22 protein-coding genes and 1 pseudogene are annotated in these 24,113 nt (G+C 56.8%); 15 read left to right on the top strand and 8 right to left on the bottom strand.

Annotated elements, in window-relative coordinates:
* Positions 1–232: 232 nt before the first annotated feature.
* Positions 233–1,315 (top strand): alanine racemase, encoded by a 1,083-nt coding sequence (locus ACTG3T_RS05125; RefSeq protein ID WP_439101189.1) that lies wholly within the window; start codon positions 233–235, stop codon positions 1,313–1,315.
* Between the two features lie 39 nt (positions 1,316–1,354).
* On the opposite strand, the pseudogene ACTG3T_RS05120 reads toward ACTG3T_RS05125, so the two are convergent.
* Positions 1,355–1,564 (bottom strand): annotated as a pseudogene (locus tag ACTG3T_RS05120) (DDE-type integrase/transposase/recombinase); the annotation flags it as partial.
* Between ACTG3T_RS05120 and ACTG3T_RS05115 the strand changes: the two are divergent.
* Both ACTG3T_RS05115 and ACTG3T_RS05110 read left to right on the top strand, forming a co-directional pair.
* Entirely contained in the window at positions 1,520–1,678 is a 159-nt protein-coding gene (locus tag ACTG3T_RS05115) for a hypothetical protein (protein WP_439101188.1), read from the top strand. The pseudogene ACTG3T_RS05120 and the gene ACTG3T_RS05115 overlap by 45 nt on opposite strands.
* Before the next feature lie 119 nt (positions 1,679–1,797).
* Positions 1,798–2,271: a BLUF domain-containing protein gene (locus ACTG3T_RS05110; RefSeq protein ID WP_439101187.1), complete on the top strand. Its 474-nt coding sequence runs from the start codon at positions 1,798–1,800 to the stop codon at positions 2,269–2,271.
* Positions 2,272–2,319: 48 nt separating this feature from the next.
* On the opposite strand, the gene ACTG3T_RS05105 is transcribed toward ACTG3T_RS05110, so the two are convergent.
* The gene (locus ACTG3T_RS05105) at positions 2,320–3,036 is read right to left on the bottom strand and encodes a DUF1499 domain-containing protein (protein WP_439101186.1); all 717 of its coding nucleotides are present in this window, start codon (positions 3,034–3,036) and stop codon (positions 2,320–2,322) included.
* 160 nt (positions 3,037–3,196) lie between these two features.
* On the opposite strand from ACTG3T_RS05105, the gene ACTG3T_RS05100 reads away from it, so the two are divergent.
* The 4 genes from ACTG3T_RS05100 to ACTG3T_RS05085 all read left to right on the top strand — a co-directional run bounded on the left by ACTG3T_RS05100 (position 3,197) and on the right by ACTG3T_RS05085 (position 6,427).
* Positions 3,197–3,985, top strand: coding sequence for a thioesterase family protein (locus tag ACTG3T_RS05100; protein ID WP_439101185.1), 789 nt, complete (start codon positions 3,197–3,199; stop codon positions 3,983–3,985).
* A gap of 143 nt (positions 3,986–4,128) precedes the next feature.
* Positions 4,129–4,911 carry an SDR family NAD(P)-dependent oxidoreductase gene (locus ACTG3T_RS05095; RefSeq protein ID WP_439101184.1) on the top strand — a complete coding sequence of 261 codons (783 nt, stop codon included), beginning with the start codon at positions 4,129–4,131 and terminating at the stop codon, positions 4,909–4,911.
* A gap of 25 nt (positions 4,912–4,936) precedes the next feature.
* Positions 4,937–5,704 (top strand): tRNA pseudouridine(65) synthase TruC, encoded by a 768-nt coding sequence (truC, locus tag ACTG3T_RS05090; RefSeq protein ID WP_439101183.1) that lies wholly within the window; start codon positions 4,937–4,939, stop codon positions 5,702–5,704.
* Positions 5,705–5,764: 60 nt separating this feature from the next.
* On the top strand, positions 5,765–6,427 hold the full coding sequence (locus ACTG3T_RS05085) for an alpha/beta hydrolase (RefSeq protein WP_439101182.1): 663 nt from the start codon (positions 5,765–5,767) through the stop codon (positions 6,425–6,427).
* A 411-nt stretch (positions 6,428–6,838) separates the two neighbouring features.
* On the opposite strand, the gene ACTG3T_RS05080 is transcribed toward ACTG3T_RS05085, so the two are convergent.
* Positions 6,839–7,147 (bottom strand): hypothetical protein, encoded by a 309-nt coding sequence (locus tag ACTG3T_RS05080; protein ID WP_439101181.1) that lies wholly within the window; start codon positions 7,145–7,147, stop codon positions 6,839–6,841.
* A 471-nt stretch (positions 7,148–7,618) separates the two neighbouring features.
* On the opposite strand from ACTG3T_RS05080, the gene truD reads away from it, so the two are divergent.
* Both truD and ACTG3T_RS05070 read left to right on the top strand, forming a co-directional pair.
* The gene (truD, locus tag ACTG3T_RS05075; RefSeq protein ID WP_439101180.1) at positions 7,619–8,605 is read left to right on the top strand and encodes a tRNA pseudouridine(13) synthase TruD; all 987 of its coding nucleotides are present in this window, start codon (positions 7,619–7,621) and stop codon (positions 8,603–8,605) included.
* Positions 8,602–9,954: a serine hydrolase domain-containing protein gene (locus ACTG3T_RS05070; protein WP_439101179.1), complete on the top strand. Its 1,353-nt coding sequence runs from the start codon at positions 8,602–8,604 to the stop codon at positions 9,952–9,954. The genes truD and ACTG3T_RS05070 overlap by 4 nt, the downstream gene beginning before the upstream one ends.
* A 16-nt stretch (positions 9,955–9,970) precedes the next feature.
* Here the strand turns inward: ACTG3T_RS05070 and ACTG3T_RS05065 are convergent, their stop codons facing one another.
* Complete coding sequence (locus tag ACTG3T_RS05065) at positions 9,971–11,554, bottom strand: cation:proton antiporter domain-containing protein (protein WP_439101178.1); 1,584 nt, start codon at positions 11,552–11,554, stop codon at positions 9,971–9,973.
* A 233-nt stretch (positions 11,555–11,787) separates the two neighbouring features.
* Complete coding sequence (locus ACTG3T_RS05060) at positions 11,788–12,756, bottom strand: alpha/beta fold hydrolase (protein ID WP_439101177.1); 969 nt, start codon at positions 12,754–12,756, stop codon at positions 11,788–11,790.
* A gap of 178 nt (positions 12,757–12,934) precedes the next feature.
* On the opposite strand from ACTG3T_RS05060, the gene msrB reads away from it, so the two are divergent.
* The gene (msrB, locus tag ACTG3T_RS05055) at positions 12,935–13,381 is read left to right on the top strand and encodes a peptide-methionine (R)-S-oxide reductase MsrB (protein WP_439101176.1); all 447 of its coding nucleotides are present in this window, start codon (positions 12,935–12,937) and stop codon (positions 13,379–13,381) included.
* A 26-nt stretch (positions 13,382–13,407) separates the two neighbouring features.
* On the opposite strand, the gene ACTG3T_RS05050 is transcribed toward msrB, so the two are convergent.
* The 3 genes from ACTG3T_RS05050 to ACTG3T_RS05040 all read right to left on the bottom strand — a co-directional run bounded on the left by ACTG3T_RS05050 (position 13,408) and on the right by ACTG3T_RS05040 (position 15,699).
* On the bottom strand, positions 13,408–14,010 hold the full coding sequence (locus ACTG3T_RS05050) for a 2-hydroxychromene-2-carboxylate isomerase (protein ID WP_439101175.1): 603 nt from the start codon (positions 14,008–14,010) through the stop codon (positions 13,408–13,410).
* An 88-nt stretch (positions 14,011–14,098) separates the two neighbouring features.
* Positions 14,099–14,878, bottom strand: coding sequence for an SDR family NAD(P)-dependent oxidoreductase (locus ACTG3T_RS05045; protein ID WP_439101174.1), 780 nt, complete (start codon positions 14,876–14,878; stop codon positions 14,099–14,101).
* A 77-nt stretch (positions 14,879–14,955) separates the two neighbouring features.
* Positions 14,956–15,699 (bottom strand): class I SAM-dependent methyltransferase, encoded by a 744-nt coding sequence (locus ACTG3T_RS05040; protein ID WP_439101173.1) that lies wholly within the window; start codon positions 15,697–15,699, stop codon positions 14,956–14,958.
* A gap of 254 nt (positions 15,700–15,953) precedes the next feature.
* Here ACTG3T_RS05040 and ACTG3T_RS05035 point away from each other — a divergent pair, with 254 nt between their 5' ends.
* The 5 genes from ACTG3T_RS05035 to ACTG3T_RS05015 form a co-directional block, all read left to right on the top strand.
* Positions 15,954–16,583, top strand: a complete 630-nt coding sequence (locus ACTG3T_RS05035; RefSeq protein WP_439101172.1) for a LysE family translocator — start codon at positions 15,954–15,956, stop codon at positions 16,581–16,583.
* 93 nt (positions 16,584–16,676) lie between these two features.
* Positions 16,677–18,215 (top strand): PQQ-dependent sugar dehydrogenase, encoded by a 1,539-nt coding sequence (locus ACTG3T_RS05030; RefSeq protein ID WP_439101171.1) that lies wholly within the window; start codon positions 16,677–16,679, stop codon positions 18,213–18,215.
* A gap of 236 nt (positions 18,216–18,451) precedes the next feature.
* Entirely contained in the window at positions 18,452–20,902 is a 2,451-nt protein-coding gene (locus ACTG3T_RS05025) for a zinc-dependent metalloprotease (RefSeq protein WP_439101170.1), read from the top strand.
* Between the two features lie 86 nt (positions 20,903–20,988).
* A complete protein-coding gene (locus ACTG3T_RS05020; RefSeq protein ID WP_439101169.1) occupies positions 20,989–21,915 on the top strand; it encodes a glutathione binding-like protein in 927 nt (308 codons plus the stop codon).
* A 215-nt stretch (positions 21,916–22,130) separates the two neighbouring features.
* On the top strand, positions 22,131–24,113 hold a 1,983-nt coding region (locus ACTG3T_RS05015), incomplete at its 3' end, for an FAD-dependent oxidoreductase (RefSeq protein ID WP_439101168.1).

Here is a 24,113-nt window from a genome sequence, read left to right as displayed (position 1 = left end):
GCGCCGCAGTGACACGAGCCAACCAACGTCCCTAAACCAGCGCAATCCAACATCTAATCTCCCATTACCGCGCGGCCCCAGCCATGGAATGCACCTGCCTCCAAAGCAAGACTTTGATAGTGTGATTTCTTTTATTACCCGCGCTACGGTTAGTCCGATGAACAGACCAAAAAACTCGCTCCCCTCTCCTTTGTCACTAAGGACGCCCGCTCTACTTCTGGAGCGAGAGAAAATGCGCCTTAATGCGAGTCGGCTCGCCCGGCGCATCGGAGAGCTGGGATGCGTGCTGCGACCCCATGTCAAAACTCATAAATGCATTGAGATCAGCAATGACATAGCGGCGGTCGGTCACACGCGGGGGATCACCGTCTCGACACTTCATGAGGCCAACTACTTTTTTGGCCATGGCTACGATGACATTCTCTACGCGGTGGGCATATCGTCCAACAAGTTCCCGGGCACCCTCGACCTGATTCAGCGGGGTTGCGACCTAAAAGTAATCCTGGATAACGTTATTGTTGCTAAGGCACTCGCTGCCTTTGCCAGAGCCTGCGATACCATCATCCCCGTTCTCATTGAGCTTGATGTCGACGGCCATCGCGCAGGGATGGATCCGCAAGGTGATGATTTGATCGCGCTCGCGCGGGCACTTCATGAAAGCGAGGGAACCACACTCCAGGGTGTCATGACCCACGCGGGGGCAAGTTACGGCTGCTCCGACAACGACAGCCTCCTTGTGATGGCTCGACAAGAGCGCGACGGCTCCCTCATGGCGGCGAATCGGATTCGAGAGGCCGGCATCCCCTGCCCGGTAGTATCCATTGGCTCTACACCCACTGCATTTGCCATTGATGATCTCAGCGGCATCACCGAAGTGCGTGCCGGGGTGTATGCGCTGTTCGACCTGGTAATGACAAATGTAGGCGTTTGCTCACTGAACGACATTGCCGCCAGCGTCCTGGTCACCGTGACCGGCCATCAACAGAACAAAGGATGGTTGATCACGGACGGCGGCTGGATGGCGCTCTCTCGTGACCGCGGCACCGCCAGACAAGCAAAGGACTATGGCTACGGCGCCGTGACCGATAGCGATGGCAATGTGATCGCGAACGTAATAATGATAGACGCTAATCAAGAACATGGCGTTGTCGCTCGAACTGACGGGCAACCCATCGATTTTGACGCTCACCCCATCGGCAGCCAACTCAGGATACTACCCAATCATGCCTGCGCCACCGTGAGTCAGCACCGCGCCTTTAATGTGCTGGAGCATGGTTGCGTGAACGCTCATTGGGATATTACCGGCGGATGGTAACAATCTAGCGGGTCTATTCATAAAGGCCAGTTAACTAGCCAATACACTCAGCGCGGTATGGGCAGTCAAAAACTTCTGAGTCTGCATGACAGATTTGATCCGCCTCATGCCCCGCTCCCTCACGCTTGTTGCCTTGTGAGATTGTTCTGCTCGATTATTCTCATATTGCTCGGCAGTATGCGTCGCTTCCGGTATCAATTCTCTATGAACAAAGCCATGGCTGCGGAGCTTGTCCGTCACGATATCGCGGCGGATCCGGTTGAAGCGATAGTAGAGCCAAACAGCGCAGGAAACGATGTCGAATGGGAAACGGTGTCGTTTTTAGGTGTTCATAGGCCGATTCTACCGATTTTGCTGACTTAACTTTGCGATACTTATGAGCATCCTTCGCTTGGTTCCCACACGCCGTCGCAAAATGCGCTACGCTGCTTTCTCGGCATCCCTGATCCGACCCTGCCCATTAGACAAAGCGAGTGACATTTATGTTCGACGAACCCGGTTTTCCACGCGATGCTGACCTGGAAAACTCAGGAATAACGCTTGAAACTTTTGTCTACTGTAGTCGCGCATCCGAGGGCGTCGATGACGCAGAGGTCGACCGCATTATCGAATTCTCTCAACGCCGTAATGCGGCGCGCAGCATCACCGGGATGTTAGTTTTCGGCAGCGGTGTCTTCTTCCAATGGGTCGAGGGGCCGCCTACTGAGGTCAAAAGCTTGATTACGAGCATTAATGGCGATTCGCGGCATCACGATATTGTCGAGCTGGACCGCAGTGTCGACCACCGCGAACGTCTGTATCCAGCGTGGGAGATGGAGCGAGTCGAAGCGGACGACATCCGCACAGTGCTCCAGGACGCTCTCGAGAGCGCTGAAGATAAAAAAAACATCGCGGCACTCACACGCATACTCGAGCACCTGGGTTCGGAACCCTTTGAGTCTCTGGGTGAAAGTTAACCCTTGATAAACGTCGACTGGGCCGGTCCTCTCGGATGAGCTCGCGTCTCAACCCTGCATCACTTTCAGAAACTTTCTAATCCGCTCTGCATTCGCGCCTACATCGCTCTTGCCAACCCGGGACTTGGATCGCACATCCAGCTGGCTACCGTCAGTTGTTTCAGCGACCCTGATCACCACGTCGTCCTTAAACCCAAACCAAAAGGTCGTTTCCGTCGCCTCGATCCGCCCATCAGCGGGGTCGACTGCCACAATCTCCCAGCCCATGCCCTCGGCCACATCTTCTGCTCGCGCAAACGCCTGATCAGCGGGCATGGCAAGCGTCAGCGGTTTGATGTCGGGGTAAGCCCTGCGCTGCTGCGATGCAACTTCCTCGCCCGGGTATTCCGGAGGGTTGGGCGCATCGGCGCGCAGTGGCAGCACGGCAACAAAAGCAGGTGGAGTGGTTGTGTCGGTGCTAATGTCGTGTATGAACGGTAATGACCGTGCTTTCTGCACACCGCTCCAGGGTAGGTAAGCGGTCCCAAGACCCAGCACCAGGGATACGGCAAGAGTTACCAGTCCCATGGCCCGAGTCTTCGGTACGACCAATAGTACCAGCGCGAGCGCCGCAGCCCCGAGACCGACAAAAAACGCGATCCGCATGAGTAGAAAGCCGGACCCATATTCCCAAAGGCCAAAACGTGTACCGGGGCCGGATATCAGCAGCAGCAAAGCCGCGATTAAAGCAGCGCCTATCGCCAGGGATCGTAAGATTCTTGCCATGACATCGGTAACCGTGCAATGAAGTAAACAGCAGCCTACCGTGCAAGGGTTCCGACCGCCATCGTTGTTGTGCGCCAGAGCGCACGGACTTTGAGACGCGCTAATCTTCAAGCGCCTTAGACGCGTATACCTTGGCAATTGTTTTGTAGGACATCCCCCTGTGCTTTTCACCAATCTCCTCGCGTCGACTACCCGGGAGCCCGACGCGCTTCGCCTGAATGCGCCTGACAGCTGGAAACAGGGCCGAACCCTCTACGGAGGCCTCACCAGCAGCGTTGCACTCTACGCCGCTCGAGAACTGACGGGCGAGTCAGGAACGCTGCGATCAGCGCTGATTTCTTTTGTAGGACCCAGCACGGATGAGGTTATTGCCGAAGCACAGATACTTAGATCCGGTCGCACAGCCGCTACGGTGCGTGCATCTCTCAGTAGTGGTGGAACACCGGCAACGGAGGCGCTGCTGACGTTTTCTGATACGCGCGAATCCGCCGTAATCTACGAATCCCAGCAGGCATCGGAGTTCCCCAAGCCCAGGGCAGAGAATGCGCTTGATCTTGCGGCGGCGGGCGGCCCGGCGTTCATGGGCAACTTTGACATAGTGCCTGTGGGCGGCGGCATCCCCATGTCTGGCGCTTCAAAACCAGAGGTCATCTGGTGGGCACGACATAGAGATCCTTTGGCGCGAGGCTCAGACCTTGGGCTTCTTTGCATCGGTGATGTCCTTCCACCGGCAGCGCTCGCGATGACCACGGCGCCCGTCAAAGTCAGCAGCATGACCTGGATGGTCGATATCGTGACCGACGACCTCTCTACCGACGAAGGCTGGTATCTCTTTCGGTCGAGTGCCGAGAAGGTTCGCGGTGGGTTCTCAACCCAGGACATGTCTGTTTGGAACAGTGATGGCGAACTGGTCGCGAAGGGCCGACAAACGGTGACGATGTTTGGCTGAGCGGGCAGGCTTTGCAATAAGCGAGCAGTCAATGATCAGAAAATTCGGGGCCGCACCATCATGCCACCAGATGCACGGTTATCTTCCAGTCGTACTATGATGCAGCTGCGAATCTCACAAACACTCAAACGGAAGAGTTCAAAATGACTCAATCAACACGTTTTGCGGGCAAGACCATCATTGTGACGGGCTCATCCACCGGTATTGGCGCGGGAATTGCGCGGCGGTTCCATGATGAAGGGGCAAACGTCGTCATCAATGCGCGCAATGCGCAAAAGTGCGAAGACCTCGCGGGGACACTTGATGCAGAGCGTACGCTCGTGGTCCCCGGGGACGTCAGCAAAAGCGCCTTCGCCGACGAGATTGTGGGAGCTGCAGTTGAGAAATTTGGCGGGCTGGACACGCTGGTGAACAACGCGGGCGTCGGCGGCTCTTCCATGTTGCACAAAACCAGTGACGATGAGATTGACCGCATTATCGATATCAATGTGAAGGGCGTTATTTATCTCTGCCGCGCTGCCATACCACAGCTGCAGAAGAGCGCGGGATCAATCATTAACATTTCGAGCGTTTCGGGCATTGGCGGAGATTCGCTGCTTCCTGTTTATAACGCATCAAAAGGTGCGGTAAGCAACCTTACAAGAGGACTCGCACTACAGGTTGGGAGCATGGGGATCCGAGTCAATGCGATCAACCCGTCGATCACCCGCTCGGATATGGTTGAGGACATCACCGGCAATGACGCCCTGATGCAGGGATTCATGCAGCGCGTGGCACTCGGTCGCATCGGCGAACCAGAAGACATAGCCGCAGCGGCCGCATTCCTTGCCGGCAAGGATGCAAGCTTCATTACCGGGGTCAATTTGCCGGTTGACGGGGGTGTAAGCGCCTCAAACGGTCAGCCAAACTTTATGGCGCTTTTGTAACGATCAAACCTGTCGATGGCTCGCCTTGACTGAGACTCACATCAACGCCGACCCGCTAGAGATCGTGCATCGCGACAGCGATCTGGTCGTTATCAACAAGCCACCGGGGCTACTGGTTCACCGCAGCAAAATAGATCGTCACGAAACGCGATTCGCTCTGCAGCTGCTCCGTGATCAGATTGGCCAGCATGTGTTTCCGGTTCACAGGCTCGACAAACCCACTTCGGGATTGCTCGCCTTTGCATTGCATCCAGAAGTAGCGACGCTTTTATCGGAACAATTCGCACGGCGAAAAGTGACAAAGCAATACCTCGCGGTGGTGCGTGGCTACGCCCCCGCCGAAGGCATCATCGATCATCCACTGACCGAGAAGCACGATCGCATTGCCGACCGACAGGCTAGAACCGCAAAACCACCGCAGGATGCGCTGACACACTATCGACGTCTTGCGCAGATCGAATGGCCAGAGGCGGTGGATCGCTACCCCCAGGCACGGTACTCCCTCATGGAATTGCGTCCGCAAACGGGCCGTAAACATCAGCTGCGGCGCCATATGAAACATATAGGTCATCCCATCATTGGTGATGCTAATCACGGCAAGGGCGTTCACAACCGATTTTTTGCTGAAAAGCTGGATTGCCCCCGTTTGTTGCTGGCATGCATCGGTTTGGCTTTCGAGCACCCCCTCTCGGGAGATCCTTTGAGGTTATGCGCGAAGCCCGGTGTCGCGTTCGAGCGTTTACTGCAAACTTTTGGCTGGCTCGACGCCGCTACGGCCCTGCCCCATCGCTGACGACCGCCTGAGCGCGGTTATACTGCAGTTCCGTAAAAGCAGCGCTTGAGCCAATTTCCCATGTCCCTTCTACCGTGCATTGAAAGAGAACCCGAAGCAGCAGCAAATGCCGCAGTGATATGGCTCCATGGACTGGGCGCTGATGGCAACGATTTTGTGCCGATTATCCCGGAGCTGAACCTGCCCGCGAGTATGGCCGTGCGTTTTGTCTTCCCCAATGCCCCCTCTATCCCGATCACCATCAACGGTGGTTTTGTTATGCCCGCCTGGTACGACATAACGGCGATGGATATCGACAGAACCGTCGACAAGGAGCAATTGATTGAGTCTGCGGAGCAGGTCCGGCGACTGATTGACCGCGAGGTCGACCGTGGCATTCCCAGTGAGCGCATTGTGCTGGCGGGGTTCTCTCAGGGCGGCGCCGTTGCCTACCAAACAGCTTTAACACACATGTTCCCGCTGGCGGGTCTCCTTTGCCTGTCCACGTACTTTGCCACGGCCGACTCACTAACTCCCAACGGCGCTAACAGACAGATACCGATCAAGGTGTGTCACGGCACGCGGGACCCCATGGTTTCTGTGGAATTAGGCAAGCGAGCATGTCGCCAACTCACGGACATGGGATATACGGTGGATTACAGCGACTACCCCATGGAGCACGAGGTTTGCGCCGCAGAAATTGCGGACATATCACGCTGGCTGCAACAGCGTTTTGCTCCATAGAGCGATGCTCAGTAGCTCGGCAATGCGCAAGTCCCTGCTCGTTCTTGGGATGATCGGTCTGGGCGGCGGCGCCTTTGCAACGTTAGTTCAAGCACGCCTGCCTGAGGTCTACATAGATGCCGTGAAGATTGATCAAGTGGTCGCCCAGGACCGATTATGTTGATCTGGATGAGTACAACAAGCTACAAGTTCATGTGGTCGATGCCGTCGATTTTGTACGGACCAAACGCGAGGCCTGAACGATGTAATGCTGCTTGTGGACCAGCCTCTTACCAGCTGTGACGAGCTCCTGTTGTTTGCAGAAGAGGGGTGGACAGAGCACTCGGTGGATGAGGGAGCACATCCGCAAGGCTGCTAACTGTCGTTAAGCAGGCTATGTGTCTGGGCTGCGGTCTCTATTGAGGCGCTTGCTCACGCCGCGCCGCGCGAAAAGAGCACGCCCGCAAAGCCGAGGATGGCAATCAAGGTCCAGGGATAGGGTGCCGGCGTTGACCACAGCGCAGCATTGCCAAAAATCGCGAGAGATATTCCAAAAACCGCAAAGGCAGCGCTCATTGCCGACGCTATAAGCGCAAAGATGGCACCGGCAGGATGCCAGATGGCCAAGGCATACATGGCAACCATAGCGAGCACAGCCACGGTGCCTACATGCCAGGAAAAGTGATGCAACCAGATGACTTCGTCATCAAGACCCAGCCCTTCCAGAGGGCCCAAAACCATAGGCGCTCCCAGCAACTCATGAGCGACTGCACCCAATACACATAAAATCCCGGATATAAGAAAAAGGACGTTTGGAATGGTCAGATCAAAGATAGCGGTTTCCTGACTATGGTCGCACCCTGCAGGGACGCGGCTGATTAGGATTCGTGTAGATTCAAGGCAAGTTATAGAATGAACGTTTTATTATCAATATTTTATTTTCAGCAACGCTAGTGATAAATCATTATGTCTTGCACTCTCCCACCCCAACGCCGATATTCCTGCGCCTTCGGCTAAGAAAAAGGTAACCCCAGTGGCACGGCCAAAATCCAAATCACCTGAGGCGTTGATAACAAGCACCCTGCACGCAACACACGGCATGCCAGACCCGGGCTGTTTTATAGGGAGCACCATGACTGAGCTTGCACCCCATGATACGAAAGTCCGTTTGATCGTCGACAGTCCTATGGCGCAACTTGAAGCTGCAAAGGGATGAACCCCACCACGCTACCGGACTGGCCCCGGGCCCACGGCTCCCCGCTCTTTGCGGCGCAAATACGCTCGATACCGCAGGACTTCCAGGTGACCGAGGAGCTCGGCTGGGAATTCAGCGATGATGGCGAGCATGACTATCTCTGGATCGAAAAAACCGGCGCGAATACAGAGTGGGTGGCTCGCCAGCTAGCACTCTACGCCGAAGTGCCGGCAAAAGACGTCGGCTATGCGGGCTTAAAGGATCGACACGCCGTTACCCGACAATGGTTCAGTGTACCCCGGTGGAACGCACCGGCCTGGGATGGTCTCGATATACCGGGGGTCCGCCTTGCTGATCTTAAGCGGCACCGGCGAAAGCTCCGCCGCGGCGCCCATCGCGGCAACGCATTCCGCATTGTGTTGCGTCTGACCACAGCGGCCGACCAGGGTGCCGTTGAGAAGCGCCTGGCAACCATTCGCAATGCGGGAGTACCTAACTACTTCGGCGAACAACGCTTCGGTCGCGAGGCCGGGAATCTGCTTCTTGCGAACGACTGGGCCTCCGGTAAACGCATGCCGCAGCATAAAAAAGGTCTCGCCATATCCACCATCCGCTCCTTTGTGTTCAATGAAGTGCTGGCGGCTCGCGTGCAGTCAGCAACCTGGAACCAGTTTGCCTCCGGCGATCAGGCCAACCTTGACGGTACCGCGAGTGTTTTTGATGTTTTGGATATCGACGATGAGCTGCGACGCCGTTGTCATGCGATGGATGTGCATCCGGCGGGTCGGCTCCCCGGTGAGAGCTCAAACATCGAACCGGAACTCTGGCAGACTGCACTCAACAAACGGCGGGTCGAGGCAGGCACGCGAAGCCTGCGCCTCCCTGTGCGGAATCTGAGTCACGAAACCAACGAGGCCGATATCGTCCTTTCATTCACCCTGGACAGAGGCACTTTTGCGACCGCCGTTCTTCGTGAGGTGTGCGAGAGCAAGGAACAGTCATGAATCAAACACAGCAATCTTTCGGCGGTATGAATAGCGCTATGAATGGCACTATCAATGGCACTACGGCCCCGGGCTTTGAGTCCGTGGGCCAGCTCTTCGAGCAGCAGATGCGCACCCTGGCGGAGGAAAACGCGCAACTCTGCGTTTATCACCGGGGCGAAAAGGTGGTGGATCTCTGGGCCTCCAAAAACAGGGATCCCGACTTTAACGCTGACTCTCTGGTCAACGTTTTTAGCAGCGGCAAAAGCCTGGAGGCGATCGCCCTCGCCTCTCTGGTTGGCAAGGGATTGCTGAGCTACGACGCACGAGTAAGCGACCACTGGCCGGAGTTCAAAGGCGGCGGCAAAGACCACGTCACCGTTGCTGATGTGATGCGTCACGAGGCTGGCCTCGCAAGTTTTGACAGCTCCGTGGACCTGGACAACCTGCTACCCCATAACATTAAAGCTAATGGCCTGGGCAGCATCATTGAGCGGCAGGCTCAACGATTCCGGTCCGTCGAGACGGGTAAGCGCGAGTACCACGCGGTAACGCGAGGCTGGATCGCCAATGAGCTATTTCGCAGAGTCGATCCCCAGCACCGCACCATTGGCGAATATATCAAGGCGGAGATCAGCGCTCCCCTCGATGTCGATCTCGCCATCGGACTGGACGAGACGCAACTTCGGCGTGTCGCAGACATCAAACTCCTCAGTTTTGGCGCGCACTTGCGAGCAAGTCTGCGGCCCAAAATCTTTGGTCGAAAGGTGCTCCATAACTTTGTCCAACTGATGTCACGCATACTGACGGTTCTTCCCTCTTTGCGAAAAGGCAGATCATCAGACGCCCCGCCACCCATTCGCGGTATGACCGGAATCAGCTTCTTTAACGATATCCGTATGAGGCAGGGGGAGACACCATCGGCTAACGCCCACAGCTCCGCTCGGGGTCTGGCGCGCGTGGCCGCGATGATGTCCTCCGGCGGCAAGCTGGAAGGCATCGAGTGCCTCAATGAGAAGGGCTGGCAGGCGCTCCATCAGAGTCCTCTGCCCGCAAAAATGGGCGGTGTTATCCTCACTCGCTTTACTCAGGGAGGTGTGGATCAGTTCCTACCGCTCACCCCTAACAGCTCGCTCCTGGAGAAAGCCTTTAATGACGGACGCGAAGGCTTTTATGGCTGGATGGGTCTGGGGGGCTCGATTTTTCAATGGCACCCGGATGCTCAGATCGGCTTTGCCTTTGTGCCTACGTCACTGCATATGCTCGACTTTCTTAACGAGCGGGGCAAGCTCTACCAGGCCGAGGTACTGAAATGTGTAGCAAAAATTGAGCAGGCAACTATCGCTGCGGAGGCACCGGACAAGCAATAACTCCCAAGGCCTGAACTTATACCGGTGATGTCAGTCCGGCAAGGGTCATGGACTGCTGCGCGAGTGCCGGACCCACATCCTGATTGACGTTGAACACCAGGTCCACGCCGCGCGCCTTCAAAGCACTCACCTCGTCGTCAAAGTAAGCGGTTGCAGCAACCTGCCCCGTAAAGCCCTCCAAGCGCAACTGTTCCGTGGCTATCAGGTTTTCATCATGGCTGTGCATGGCGAGTATCACCAGGCGCACCTGATCCCGGTCGACGCCCAGGCGTTCCCAGAAATCCGCATCCGTCGCGCTTTCTTCAAACACCCGTCGTCCTAGGGCCTGCTGCTCCTCAACGACCTGGTTATCCACGTCAAAGGCCACCACCGTGTCGCCCACCTCCGCGTGTATGGCATCGTAAGCATTTCGACCCACCCGCCCCATGCCGAACACCAGCGCCGTGGCATCGGAGACAGGAACGATACGCTCCGGTGGGATAAGCTTGCGGCGCTCCCATCGTGTCAGCCGCTCGCGGAGCCTGCGGTAGAGGCCCAGAGCCCGCCCGTTGACGATCGACAGGGGGATGAAACTCAGGCCCATAGCCACAGCCAGGGTCACAATCCACGCGGGATCCAGATAACCCTTGGATACCGCCATGGCCGCGATGATGAGACCAAATTCGCTGTAGGGCGTGAGTCCCAGGGACGCGAGCAGCGCACTTCGCCCCCGCAAACCAAAGGCCATCAGCAGGGCGATAAACAGAAAAGCTTTGATCGGCAATAGCACAAGCAAACCCACGGCGACCGCCACGCCATCAAGGGTCGGAAGACCATTGAGACCAATGGTCAGGAAAAAACCCACAAGCAACAGATCCTTGAGGCCCAGCAACACGTTACTGAGCTCCTTGGCTTTTGGTGCTTTGCTCACCAACGCGCCTGCGACCAGAGCGCCGAGATCCGCTTTGAGACCCACAAGATCAAACAGCGCGGCCCCGCCAAGGGTGAGTGAAAGACCGGCAAGCACCAGAAGCTCCCGGTGACCGCACCAGTCCAGCACACGCCCTAGAATGTGACGCAGGGGAATGAGCGCCAACAGTGCAAAGGCCCAGGGACTGGGTATCACCCCTTTGGATGCTGCCAGCAGCCCCACTGCTACAAGATCCTGCATCACCAGAAAACCGATGATGACGCGCCCGTAAAGGGCATTCATATTTTCGCGCTCTTCCAAAACCTTGATCACAAAGAGCGTGCTGGAAAACGCCGTAAACAACCCCAGCAGCGCCAGTGCCGTCAGTGAGAGGTCCGCGAAAGGACCCATTTCCAATGCAACCGGGATGTAAAGCAGTGCCATGGCAATAAGCAGCATCGCTCCCGTGTGGAGTAGGGATGCAGCGAAGATATGGGGTTGCAACAGTGAAGGCAGGTCGAGCTTCAAACCGATGGCAAAAAGCAGAAGGAGCACGCCCACATTGGCCAGGTCATCAAGGGCAGGCCCGGGGTCGACCCCCAGTGCCGCGAGGGCGAAGCCCGCGGCCAAAAAACCCAGGAGTGGAGCCTGCCCAACTTTCTTGGCGATGATCCCAAAAATCAGGGCCACGCCTATCCATGACAATTCCATAATAAGCCTATAAGGAGGCGATGCGGTGCACGTTACAAGTACGCCATCTGCAGGTCACATACGCTTGCAGTGGGTTTTCTAGCAAAAGAACCGCTAAAAATCCTCTCCCACGCCATAGCAGTAGGCGGGGGCAGCAAACTCATCCAGCTCAAGCTTCTGCACAAAACTTGAATTTGAAACAGCGCGGCACTCAAGAGGCAACCGCACCTTTGTGCCTTAAAACCGCGTTCCCCTCAGGATGCCGCGGCGCCCCACTGCGCCAGAATAGCGCGGAGCACACTGACAAACGCGATGGGCTCATCGAGCATCAGGTGATGACGGGCGCCGGGAATACCCACGATGGGGACATCGGTAGCCCCGCATTCGTGGACGTAGGCGGCAGAATCGTCGTCAAAAAGAAGACTGTCCTGACCATAGACAATGGCCTTGCGCCCCGGCGTTTCAGCAATGATGTGGCCCTGACGGAGCATGCGCTCCTGGCGACCGAAGTCACTCTGGAACACGCTCGTATCGAACTTCCAGGTCCATCCCCCCTCAACCTGTTTCAATGAATGATAGGCCATGTAGTCAAAGAGGCTGGGGACGCTCACCGGCTGAGGCGGCGACAGCACAAAGCGGCTCTTGGCAGCTTCGTAATCGGGATACACACGATTGGGACGACTGGGATCTGAGCGAAGGGGCTTCTCGGAGTCAAAATAGGCTTTCAGGCGCTCGGGGCGAAGCACCATAAGGTCACAGATAATCAGGCCGCCAAACAAGGCGTGCTGCTCCTGCATCGCAGTGAGCGCTACGTGGCCGCCGTAGGAGTGGGCTATAACAACTGGCTTCTCTTCATGCTCAAACAACCCCGTGGCACGGGCAACATCTGCCACCTCTGCCGCGCGCACATCCTCAGAATAATGTTCGCGCACACCGGAATCACCCATTCCCGACAAATCAAATGCCACAACGTGATAGTTCTCGGCCAGGAAAGGCGCGATAAATCCAAAACAACGGGAATGGGCCAGGAATCCGTGCATCAACAACAGGCCGGGGTTGTTTGGATTTCCCCAGCGAAAGTAGCGGATGTCACAGCCATTGGATTGCACCCGGCCCTCCTCACGGGGCACCGACAAAGCGCCCTCCAGCCACCCCGGAACGTCCCTGGCATCCGGCGGTAGCTCGCGGCCAAGGTCGGGTTTTGTAATAGCAGCGGTATTCATAATTCTCCATCAAAAGGCGGCCACTATAGGGGACATTCCCCCGGCACATCCACCCAAATGTATTCTCAAAATTTGCAGGAATCCCATGTTTTCGGTTCCTGTTATGGCTATCCTCCACACCTCTGCATAAACAATTCGTCAGGGTGTCATCGACAGGAACACCTCACAGGAGCATCCCATGACCCACTACAAGAAAACCACAGCGGCCATCGAAGCACTGGATGCAGAGCAATATCGCGTGACCCAGGAAAATGGTACCGAGCGACCGGGAACCGGCGAATATCTTAACAGTCATGAGCCGGGCATCTACGTTGATATTGTATCGGGAGAACCTTTATTCGCCTCCGCCCACAAGTACGAATCCGGTTGCGGATGGCCCAGCTTCACCAAGCCCATAGAGCCCGCCCACGTCAATGAGCTCAAGGACTCCACTCACGGCATGGTTCGCACAGAAGTGCGCAGCAACCACGGCGACAGCCATCTGGGACACGTTTTTCCTGACGGCCCCGCCGAGCACGGCGGTTTACGTTACTGCATCAACTCCGCATCGCTGCGCTTTGTGCATCGCGATCGCATGGACGCTGAAGGCTACGGCGACTACCTCAAGGAGGTTGATAGCGACTGATAGCGGTGGAATCAGGCTCTGCCTTATCAGCGCAGCAGTTCGTCCTCGATCTGCTGTAAACGCTCTTTGCCAAAGAACATCTCGGTGCCGACGTAGAACGTGGGTATGCCAAAGCAGCCCCGCTCCACCGCCGCGCTGGTGTTTTCTGCAAGCGTGGCCTTCACTGCAGGATCCGCCGTTTTCTCAAGGAGCGCCTCACCGTTCAGGCCCGCCGCGTTCATAGCCTCAACAAAGACCTCGGGGTCATCCATTTTTAGGCCTTTTTCCCACATAGAGGCCATGCCAGCTTCCAGATAGGCGTCCAGCTGGCCATCGCTCTGGGCAGCGATGGCACCCCGCATCAACAGAAGGGTATTGACCGGAAAGTGTGGGTTGAAACTGAAGTCCCCCAGCTGATGCTTTTTGATAAATCGCTGGATCTCCAGCTGATCGTACTCGATTTTTCCTTTAACGCCCTGAAAAGCCAGCATGGGCGCCTGGTTGCCCGTCGCTTTGAATATCCCGCCCAACAGGCAGGGAATTACGGTAAGCCTAGCCTGTGTTCGCTCCAATAGCGGCGGAAGCGCTTTATAGCTGAGGTAGGCGTTGGGGCTGCCGAAGTCAAAGATAAACTCTAGTTCTTTGCTCATTATTGTTCCTTATAAATGATGGTAGCCGCGGGAACGGTAACGCCGACCCGGGGGTCTACAACTTGCGCTTGAGGCACCGCGCGCGTTCCTACGCCAGCTTTGGAGAATGGTTCCACCAGGCAAGATCCGAATGAGCACGAAGATCAAGCTCATGCGTCCACGCGGATCGATGCTGGTGGGCAATGTGAAAATAGGTCTCGGCCATGTGCTCGGGGACCAGCAAACCGTCATGGGCCTCGCCCTTGGCAGCCCGCAGCTTTGCGAAGTTTTCAGGACCGAGCATTTTGCCCAGGGTATCGGGGGCATCCACAGCGCCATCGATGAGGATATGCGCCACATGCACACCCCGGGATGCGTACTCCGCATTCAATGTCTGACAGAGCATTCGTCGACCCCCCATAGCAGCTGCGTGAGAGTGCTGGCCCTCATTCCCGCGAACGGCGGCCGTGGCCGAAGTCACCAGGAGGGTCCCGCTTCCCCGCGCTTCCATCAATGGTAAGACGCAGCTCGCTACTCTGAAGAGCGCAAAGGTAGCCAGACGCCAGCCGGTCTCAAACATTTTGTAGGTGGTATGCGACAGCGGACGGTTGCCGATCTGCGCGCCAAGGTTAAAAAGCACCACTTCGATGGGTCCGACATTGGCTTCCGTGTCAGCGACCAGATTTTCGATGGCGTCATCGTCAATGGCATTGATCAAACATCCCGTCGCCGATCCCCCGGCCTCTTCAATGTCTGCGACAAGACCGTTTAACCCCTCCTCATCACTGCGCCGCGCGAGTACCGCGTGGTAACCATCCGCCGCAAAGCGCTTACCAACGGTGCCCCCGATGCCCGCACCCGCACCGATCACCAGACAGACTTTCTTCATATCAACGCCTCTTGCAAAGAAGGAGACCTCACGATGGACTGAGCAGAAAACCCGAGGCCGCCGCCCTGTAGCGCTGCCTAGGGCTTACGAAACAGAAAAGTGAAACGGTCGGTGTTACCCGTGACGGACTTGCGACCCACTTCGTACTCAAGCTCATCGTCCGCGCGATAGTGCAGCGTTGAATAATCAACGAACTCAAAACCCGCCGCCTGAATTTCTTTAATCGCCTGCACCGGGTCAACGCGACGTCGGTTTTCGGGAGTCTCAGGCTCCATGTGACGCTTGCTGTGATCAACCACACCGTAGACACCGCCGGACTTCAGCGCGGCGAAAGCGGCAGCGTGCATCCCCGCACGACCGCTAGCGTCAAAATTATGCACATTGCGGAAGGTCAGCACCATGTCCATGTCGTCCACATCAAGGTCAATAGCATCCATGGTGTAGTAACGAGCGCCTGACTCCCTGCGCATGTTGGCGTCATCGTCAACGACGGTCACCGCGTCAAACCCCGGCTCTGTAAGCAGGCCGGACTTGAGACGACCAGCACCTAGAGAGACATAGAGCTTACCGTTTTCTGCAAGAACGGGGGCAAGCACTCGTGTGTACCAACCACCACCCGGGATAAGTTCGAGCACCCGCATATCATCCTTGAGACCGAAAAACTTCAGGGTCTCGAGGGGCTTGCGGTTACGGTCCCGGGAGCGATGAGCCTCGGGGCGACTTTCGGCCGAGAGGGCCGCCGCGATCTTGTCGTCAATGTCTGCAGCATAGGCGGGAGAAATCGCGACCAGGGCCGCGACGACCAATAAAAGTACTTTCATTACTGTGATCCTTGAAAGTCCGAAGGACTTAGGTAGTTAGAAATAGGTAGTTAAAAGTAGATAGTTAAAGGCAGGTAGCTAAAAATAGCTAGACCGCAGAGCGAGCCGGACAACCGCTCCTCGTTTGCGCCACTTTGCAATCGACCCCGTTCTTGCATTCAATGCGATACTCACAGGATAGCAAACCAGCATCGCGCAACGACCTGGCGCCACGATAACCCGACACCAAGACAATAGATGACCAGCTCTCTCCGATGATTGACGTCACCAAGCTACTGCTTTTCATCCCCACCATGCTGCTCATCTCAGCGACGCCGGGCATGTGCATGACTCTGGCCATGACCCTTGGGATGACCGTCGGTTTAAAACGAACCGCATGGATGATGGCCGGCGAGGTAACGGGGGTCGCCCTGGTGTCAACGCTCAGTGGCCTTGGCGTGGCCAGCCTGATGCTGCGATACCCGGCGGCGTTTACGGTGTTCAAACTCGCCGGGGGGGCCTACATGATCTGGCTTGGCGTCCAGCTTTGGCGCTCCCGGGGAGCCATGGCCATCTCACCCGATGCCATGGATAGCACGGCCGTGCCGCCCGGTCGAATGCTCGCACTGCAGGGCTTTGTGACGGCCATTGCCAACCCCAAGGGTTGGGCGTTTTTTATGGCGCTGTTGCCGCCTTTCATGCTGGCCGCTCAAGGAGTGATCAATATGCACAACGGAGCCATCCTGGTCATCATCATCCTATCGGAGCTACTCTGCATGACGCTCTACGCCACAGGGGGCAAAGCGCTACGCAGACTCTTAAAGCAGCGAAGTAACGTAGCGGTACTCAACCGCATTGCTGGCACCTTGATGATCGGAGTCGGCGTGTGGCTGGCTGCCTCCTAGACACCAAAGCCGTGCCGGAGCCCGTTTTGCTGCGACTGAAAGCCGCGGTAATCTGTCACCATTGACTCCTATACTCCCGGGAACGGAAACGCTATGCGTCCTACAATAAATGCGCTGGTCGCTGTCGCGCTGACAACGATGTCCCTGGTGACTTTTGGCAACCCCGATGCCTCCATCAGTACCGTGGCAGTCACCCCCGGCGTCACTGCACCGCTGAGCGAAGCGCAAATCGCCCGGGCTTATCCCGGGGACGCGCTCAATGGTGCAGCGGTAGACGAGCCCGTGCTTCTCAAAAGCAAGGGAGGGATGTCTATTCGCGTAGTAAAAATAGCCGAGGGTCTTTCCCACCCCGATGGGCTGGTGTTTTTGCCGGACGGGCGCAGCATGCTGATTACCGAGCGTCCCGGAAGGCTGCGCCTGGTCAGGGATGGTGTGCTGGATCCCACACCGATTGCAGGTCTCCCAAAGCTCAACAATGTTGGCCTGGGCGGCCTTCACGATATCGCCCTTCATCCTGACTTTGATAAAAACCGACTGCTGTACATCTCCTACAGCAAAGATCGGGAACGCGACGGGGCGACCACTCTGGCAATCCTCCGCGCTCGTTTTGCAGAGGGCCGTCTGCAGGAGAGTGCCGACATCCTGATCACCGATGCCTGGGAAAGCCCGCTGGGCACCTACGGCGGACGCATGGTTTTTGGTCCCGATGACATGCTCTATATCAGCGTGGGGGACCGCGACGGCACCACCTCCAGTGACCTATCCAGCGCTCGGCCCGAGGCGCAAAATCTGCAAAATCATATCGGCACTATTCTGCGTGTCCGCGATGACGGCACCGTCCCGCCGGACAATCCCTTCGTAAACGAACCCAACGCCGAAGGCGAGATTTATAGCTACGGACATCGCAATGTGTATGGCATCGACTGGGATCCAAGCACCGGAGAAATGTGGGCATCGGAGTTCGGCCCCGCTGGCGGGGATGAAATCAACCGCATCATCCCCGGGCATAACTACGGCTGGCCCCTGGTTTCCCTCGGCCGGCACTATTCGGGCAGCCTGGTTTCCGATCAGCCCTGGTATCGGGAAGGTATGGATAATCCACTGTTCTTCTGGAACCCGCCGTTTAATCCCGAGAACATGTTTTTTTACACAGGCGATAAATTCCCCCGCCTGCAGGGCAGCCTCATGGTGGCGGGCGCCGGGTCAAAAAAAGTTGCACAAATGAGCATTCGTGGCGACTTTATTAAACAGGGCGACACCATGCTCAACGAGCTCGGTGTGCGCTTTCGGGATATTCGTCAGGGACCTGACGGCTACATTTACGTGCTCACCGAGGGCAGACTGCGAGGGCCACGGGACACCGACGGCATGCTCCTGCGTCTTGAGCCGCCTTCAGCCGAGGCAGCAATAGCGTCTGCGGTGGATCCCGCGCTCCCGGACGGGAGCGGTAAACAACAGCTTGAGCGGGCCTGCGGCAGCTGTCACGGCATCGACATGGTTCTGGCAGCACCACGCTCCCCAAACGAATGGCAGGCGATTATGAGCAGCATGATCGGCAAGGGCATGACACTGAGCGATAAAGAGTACGAAGAGATTCTGAGCTACCTTTCAGAGCATTTGAGCAGCCGCTGAGAGCCTATCTATCGAGTTCCCGATACTTGTCTTCACTTCTCTTAAGCAGACTATCAGCACTGCCAGCAACATTCCGACTATCCCCATGAGCAAAACTCCTCCCGTCCACGCCTGCTAAAAGACACCGAGCCCGCAAAGCGTGATAACAAACTGATTAGATCCTTTTCGGTAATATAAGATGGATAATCACAGAGATCGTCCTTAACCCGTTCAATTCCGCATTGAGGCCCACACCAATGACTGCAGGGAAAGCCATGAAAGCGCACAGCCGCCGGCACCATCAACACACAATCGTACGGGCATTTATCGCACTACTTGCCGTATGTGCCTTTTCCGCTCAAACGGCCGAGCTTCCACCGCTGTCCGAAAAAGTGGCAACCGCGCAGCACATGCCTGGCTATTTTGACCTGTACTGGGATGACTCCACAGGCGTCATGTACTGGGAGATCGACAAGCTCGACACAGAGTTTTTATATCAGGTCTCCATGGGCTCCGGACTGGGTTCCAACCCCATTGGCATAGACCGGGGACAGGTGCGGGGAACCCACATACTCGAGGCCAAACGGGTGGGCCCCCGTGTGCTCCTTGTAGAACCTAATTACCGCTATCGCGCCACCAGCGACAGTGAGCTGGAGAGAACCGCAGTAAAAGATGCCTTTGCCCCTTCGGTGCACTGGGGTTTCGATATCGTTGCCGAAAGCGCAAACAGCGTTTTAGTCGACGCAACGGACTTCTTTCTCCGTGACGCGCGAAATGTCGTCGGCCAGATCAAGCGACGAAAACAGGGCGACTTCAAGCTTGAAGCATCCCGCAGCGCTTTTTATCTCGAAAACACCGCCGCCTTCCCGGAAAACATCGAGATCGAAACGATGCTCACCTTTGTCAGCGATGCCCCCGGCGACCTCGTCACTAAAGTCGCGGCGACGGGCTCCGCCATTACACTCAGACAGCACCACTCCATCGTCAAGCTGCCCGAAGAGGGGTTTAAAACCCGCATATCCGATCCTCGCATCGGCACCAATGGTCCGACAGTTCAGGATTACGGCACCGCCATCGGCGACGACCTGGTGGTGCGTCTTGTTGCCCGGCACCGTCTTGAAAAGAAGAACCCGGAAGCAGAAAAATCAGAAGCCATCGAACCCATTGTTTACTACCTCGACCCCGGCGTTCCCGAGCCCATCAAGAGCGCACTCATGGAAGGGGGGCGATGGTGGAACCAGGCCTTTGAGGCGGCGGGTTTTATTGATGCCTTCCAGGTTCGGGAATTGCCCCCGGGTGCCGATGCCCAGGACATCCGGTACAACATGATTCATTGGACCCACAGGCGCACCCGCGGCTACTCCTATGGATATTCGGTGCTGGATCCTCGCACCGGTGAAATCATCAAGGGAAACGTCAATCTGGGCAGCCTGCGCCTGCGTCAGGACTATCTCCATGGGCAAGGACTCATGCCCGCCTTTGATTATCTGACGGCCGCTACGGGCGATAACTCAGCTTCAGTCAAACTCGCGCTGGACCGCGTGCGACAGCTCTCCGCCCACGAGATCGGACACACCCTCGGATTCCCGCATAACTATCTCGCCAGCAGCTATGGTCGCGAGAGCGTGATGGATTACCCCGCGCCCTTGGTGGAGATCACCGAGGATGGTCAGCTTGATTTTTCCAATGCCTACCTCCAACGCATTGGCGACTACGACAAGCTGGCAGTGCGCTATTCCTACACGCAGTTTGACGACGGTGCTGATGAGGCCGCTGAGCTGGAGAAAATCGTGCAGGAGAGCCTTGATACCGGCCTGCTGTTTATGGCGCATAACAACAATAATTTTCGCGGTGCGGGGCATCCCTACGCGAGTGTCTGGGACAACGGCGACAACCTTGTCGACCACCTGAAACACGAAATCGCCGTGCGAGAGATCGGGTTGAAGAGCTTCACAGAGGCAACGATCCGCAAGGGCGAGCCCCTCTCAACGCTGGAGTACGTGCTCCTTCCCCTTTACATGCACCATCGTTTTCAGATGAACGCGGCGGCCCAAAGCATTGGCGGAGCCGACTACCGCAACGCGATGCGCGGTGACGGTCAGACACCCATGCAGATCATCGAGGCCGACGAACAGCGCGATGCTCTAGCGACCGTACTTTCCACACTGGATGTGGATTTTCTCGCCCTTCCCGAGGACATTCTCGCGCTGCTGCCTCCACCGGCTCAGCGCTACGATCAGGGCGAAGCTTTTCCTGGACGTGCGGGAATATACTTTGATGCCATGGGGACGGTAGAGGCATCGGCGAGCCTGACGGTGCAAACGCTCCTCCATCCCGCCCGTCTGGAGCGGCTGGTCGCCTTTGGCAGCATGGGCGATTACCCGACGCTCGAAGAGGTGGTGGACGCACTGATCGAAAAAACTTGGTCCGCCAAAGAGCCTGGTGACAAATACGGTAGAAAGGTCCTTCAGGTTATTCAACACACCACCACGAAAGAGCTGATGGCGAGCGCCAGAAACGCTGGAAGTAGCGACGTAGTTCGTGCAGTTTTGGAAGACCGTCTAAATCGCCTGCGGATGGATCTGGAGAAAAAGGCGAAGCGTGATCCCCATCGCTATAGCATTGCGGCGGATATTCTCCGCTGGCAGAAAAGGGGCGAAGCGCCGGACGCGGCTTTACTCAAAATGCCACCGGGAGATCCGATCTAGGTTTTCTGTAGGGTGAATAACACCGGTGACAATTGGGAATTCGCCGACCCATCTGATTTCCCGAATCAACCAATGAGGACTTCTTCATGAGCGACGCAATGATTCTGCACCACTACGAGAGCTCCCCTTACGCGGAGAAGATCCGACTGATGTTCGGCTGCACCGATAGCCATTGGTGCTCCCTGCTGTCTCCGGCCTGGCCGCCTCGACCTAAGGTCGACCCGTTATCCGGCGGTTACCGTCGAATCCCCATCGCCCAGAAGGGAGCCGATATTTTTTGCGATTCGGCACTCATCGCTGCAGAGATCGCAGCGGCAACCGACACTCCTGAGCTCAACCCCTACAGCAGCAGCGGAGCCGGTCGCGACCTGATGCTCCAGGCGGAAAGTGAAGGGTTCTTCGCAGCGATAACGTCAATACCCGCACCGAAATTGCTGGGAACCATGCTCCGCAATTTTGGCCCCCTGGGTACCTATCGCTTTGTCAAAGACCGCAGCGGTCTGTTGTCCGGGGGAACCAGCAAACCAAAAGCCGCCGCAGATGCGCGCCAGGTCATGGAAAGCCTGTTCTCAAATACCGACCGTCTCCTCGCCGATCAGCCCTGGATTAATGGAGACGCGCCAGGGGCTGCCGATTTTGCCGTGTATCACCCCTTGTGGTTACACCTGAGCTGCAAGGGCAAGCTACCCGACTCGGCCAAGCACCTGCTTCGCTGGTATGACAGCGTAGGTGAATTAGGCCATGGACGGCGGGAAGAGATTACCAGGGACGAGGCTTTCGATCGCGCAAGGCGCGCTGAGCCCCGGCCCCTCCCCGGAAGCGAGGAAGCCGAGGGATTAGCTGCCGGCCGGAAAATCGAAGTCAGCCCCTCGGACTATGGGGTAGTACCCGTTACCGGGACGCTCGCGGCAATCACCGCCGAGCGGGTTATCCTCGCCCGGGAGACAGAAGACTTCGGCACGCTGCATGTGCACTTCCCCCGGATTGGCTACTCGGTAAAAGCGAAACCCTGAAGGCTTGCAGGGAGCTATTTCTCGAGCGCCAGCAAACTGTCCAACACCGCACGCAGCTCGCTCGCCCATATCTGGGATACCTTGGAACCGGCGGGTAAGTTGGTGCTGCCCCCCCCGCAACGTTGATTATTTTTGTCGATTAACTCGCTAGGTTGTTTGCAATAATTCATTAAGATAGACATCGATTCAGCAAAACAATAACAAAGGAAACAACAATGAGTGAGCATCCCAAGGAGTCGCCAGCGGAAGTCGACGTCGTGATCGTCGGTGCAGGATTCGCCGGCATGTATCAGCTATACCGACTGCGCGAAGCGGGTTTTAACACCACGGTGATCGAAGCTGCTGATGACGTCGGTGGCACCTGGTACTGGAACCGCTACCCCGGTGCACGCTGCGATATTCTCACGGTGGACTATTCCTACAGCTGGGACCCTGAGCTCCAAAAAGAATGGACCTGGAGCGAGCGCTACGCCACGCAGCCCGAGATACTCCGTTACGCCCAACACGTCGCCAACAAACACGATCTGCGCCGGGATATTCAGTTTCAAACCCGGATCAAGCACGCAAAATGGGATGAAGACGCCAAGCGCTGGAATCTACTCACCGACAAAGGCGATAGGATTTCTGCAAAATTCTATGTAATGGCTACCGGCTGTCTCTCAATGCCAAAGGTTCCCGATGTTCCCGGTGTTGATGAGTTTAAGGGCCCAACCTACTTCACCAGCAGCTGGCCCCACGAGGGCGTCGACTTTACGGGCAAACGCGTGGCCGTCATTGGCACGGGCTCGTCGGGTATTCAGTCGATCCCCCTTATTGCCGAGGACGCGTCACAGTTAACCGTGTTCCAACGAACACCGAATTTTTCCTTCCCGGCACATAATGGACCCGTGGCCGACGCGCGCTTGGAAGAGTATCAGCGGGATGTAGCGGCTTATCGGCAGGCTGCCCGCGAATCGCTTATTGGTGTCCCCGCTGACAAACCCAGCGTAGCTGCCCTGGAGGTCTCCGAAGAGGACCGAAATGCCGTTTACGAAAAAGTCTGGGAGACGGGGGAGCTGGCTCAACAAATAAAATTCAACGATATACAGTCCAGTCCCGAGGCCAACGAAACCCAGCGTCAATTCATGCATAACAAGGTAAGGGAGATCGTCGAAGATCCCAAAATTGCCGACCTGCTCTGCCCCACGAACCACTACATTTTCACCAAACGCCCCTGTCTCGACACCAACTACTATCAGACCTTTAACAAGTCTCATGTTCGACTTGTGGACCTACTCACGCAGCCCATCGCCACCATTACCAGCGCCGGCATCGATCTTGGTGGAGACGAGCCCGAGCAACTGGAATTTGATGCCATTGTCTTCGCCACGGGCTTTGACGCCATGACCGGCGCCATTGTGAATGTCGATATTACGGGTCGTGATGGCCTTGCGCTTCGGGACGCCTGGAGCGACGGCCCCCAAACCTATCTTGGATTGATGACCGCCGGATTTCCCAACCTTTTCATGATCACTGGCCCCGGCAGTCCATCAGTGCTGTCAAACATGATGGTATCTATCGAGCAGCATGTGGAGCTGATAACGGACACCCTCAAGCACCTGCGAGACACTGATCATGACAGCATAGAACCCACGGCCCTTGCCCAGGAGCGCTGGGTGCAACACGGCAATGAATTCGCAGATCTCACACTGCTGCCCACCGCAAACAGTTGGTACATGGGTCGCAACGTACCCGGTAAACCCCAGGTCTTCCTTCCCTATGTAGGTGGCGTCGGCAGGTATCGGGAAATCTGCGACGAGATAGTAGATCGTGACTTCCTCGGTTTCACGCTGGAAGGCCCCCGGGGCCGCCAAAGCAACGATGGCGTCATTAGACCCGTGAAACCCGACATGATGGTGACCCTGGAACTGATCGCGGAGGCGGGAGCGCCACCCTTCGAATCTGTTCCCGTCGAAGAAGCACGAGCCATGGCCGACGGCATGGGCGAGATGTTTCCGCCGGGACCCGAGGTCGGTGAAGTCCTTGATGGCACGCTTCCCGGTGCCAACGGGAGCGAACTCGAGTACCGGCTCTACCGGCCTGCCTCGAAGGGCCCCCACCCCATCGTTGTCTACTTCCATGGCGGCGGCTGGGTGTTGGGCAGCCACGCCTCCGACGATCCCCTGTGCCGGGACCTGTGCAAGCAGTCCAATGCGATT

The organism is Congregibacter sp. (assembly GCF_965660375.1).
In the GTDB taxonomy this organism is placed as follows: Bacteria; Pseudomonadota; Gammaproteobacteria; order Pseudomonadales; family Halieaceae; genus Congregibacter.
The sequence above is the reverse complement of the archived record's forward strand: the minus strand, read 5'-3'. Positions and strand labels throughout refer to the sequence as shown.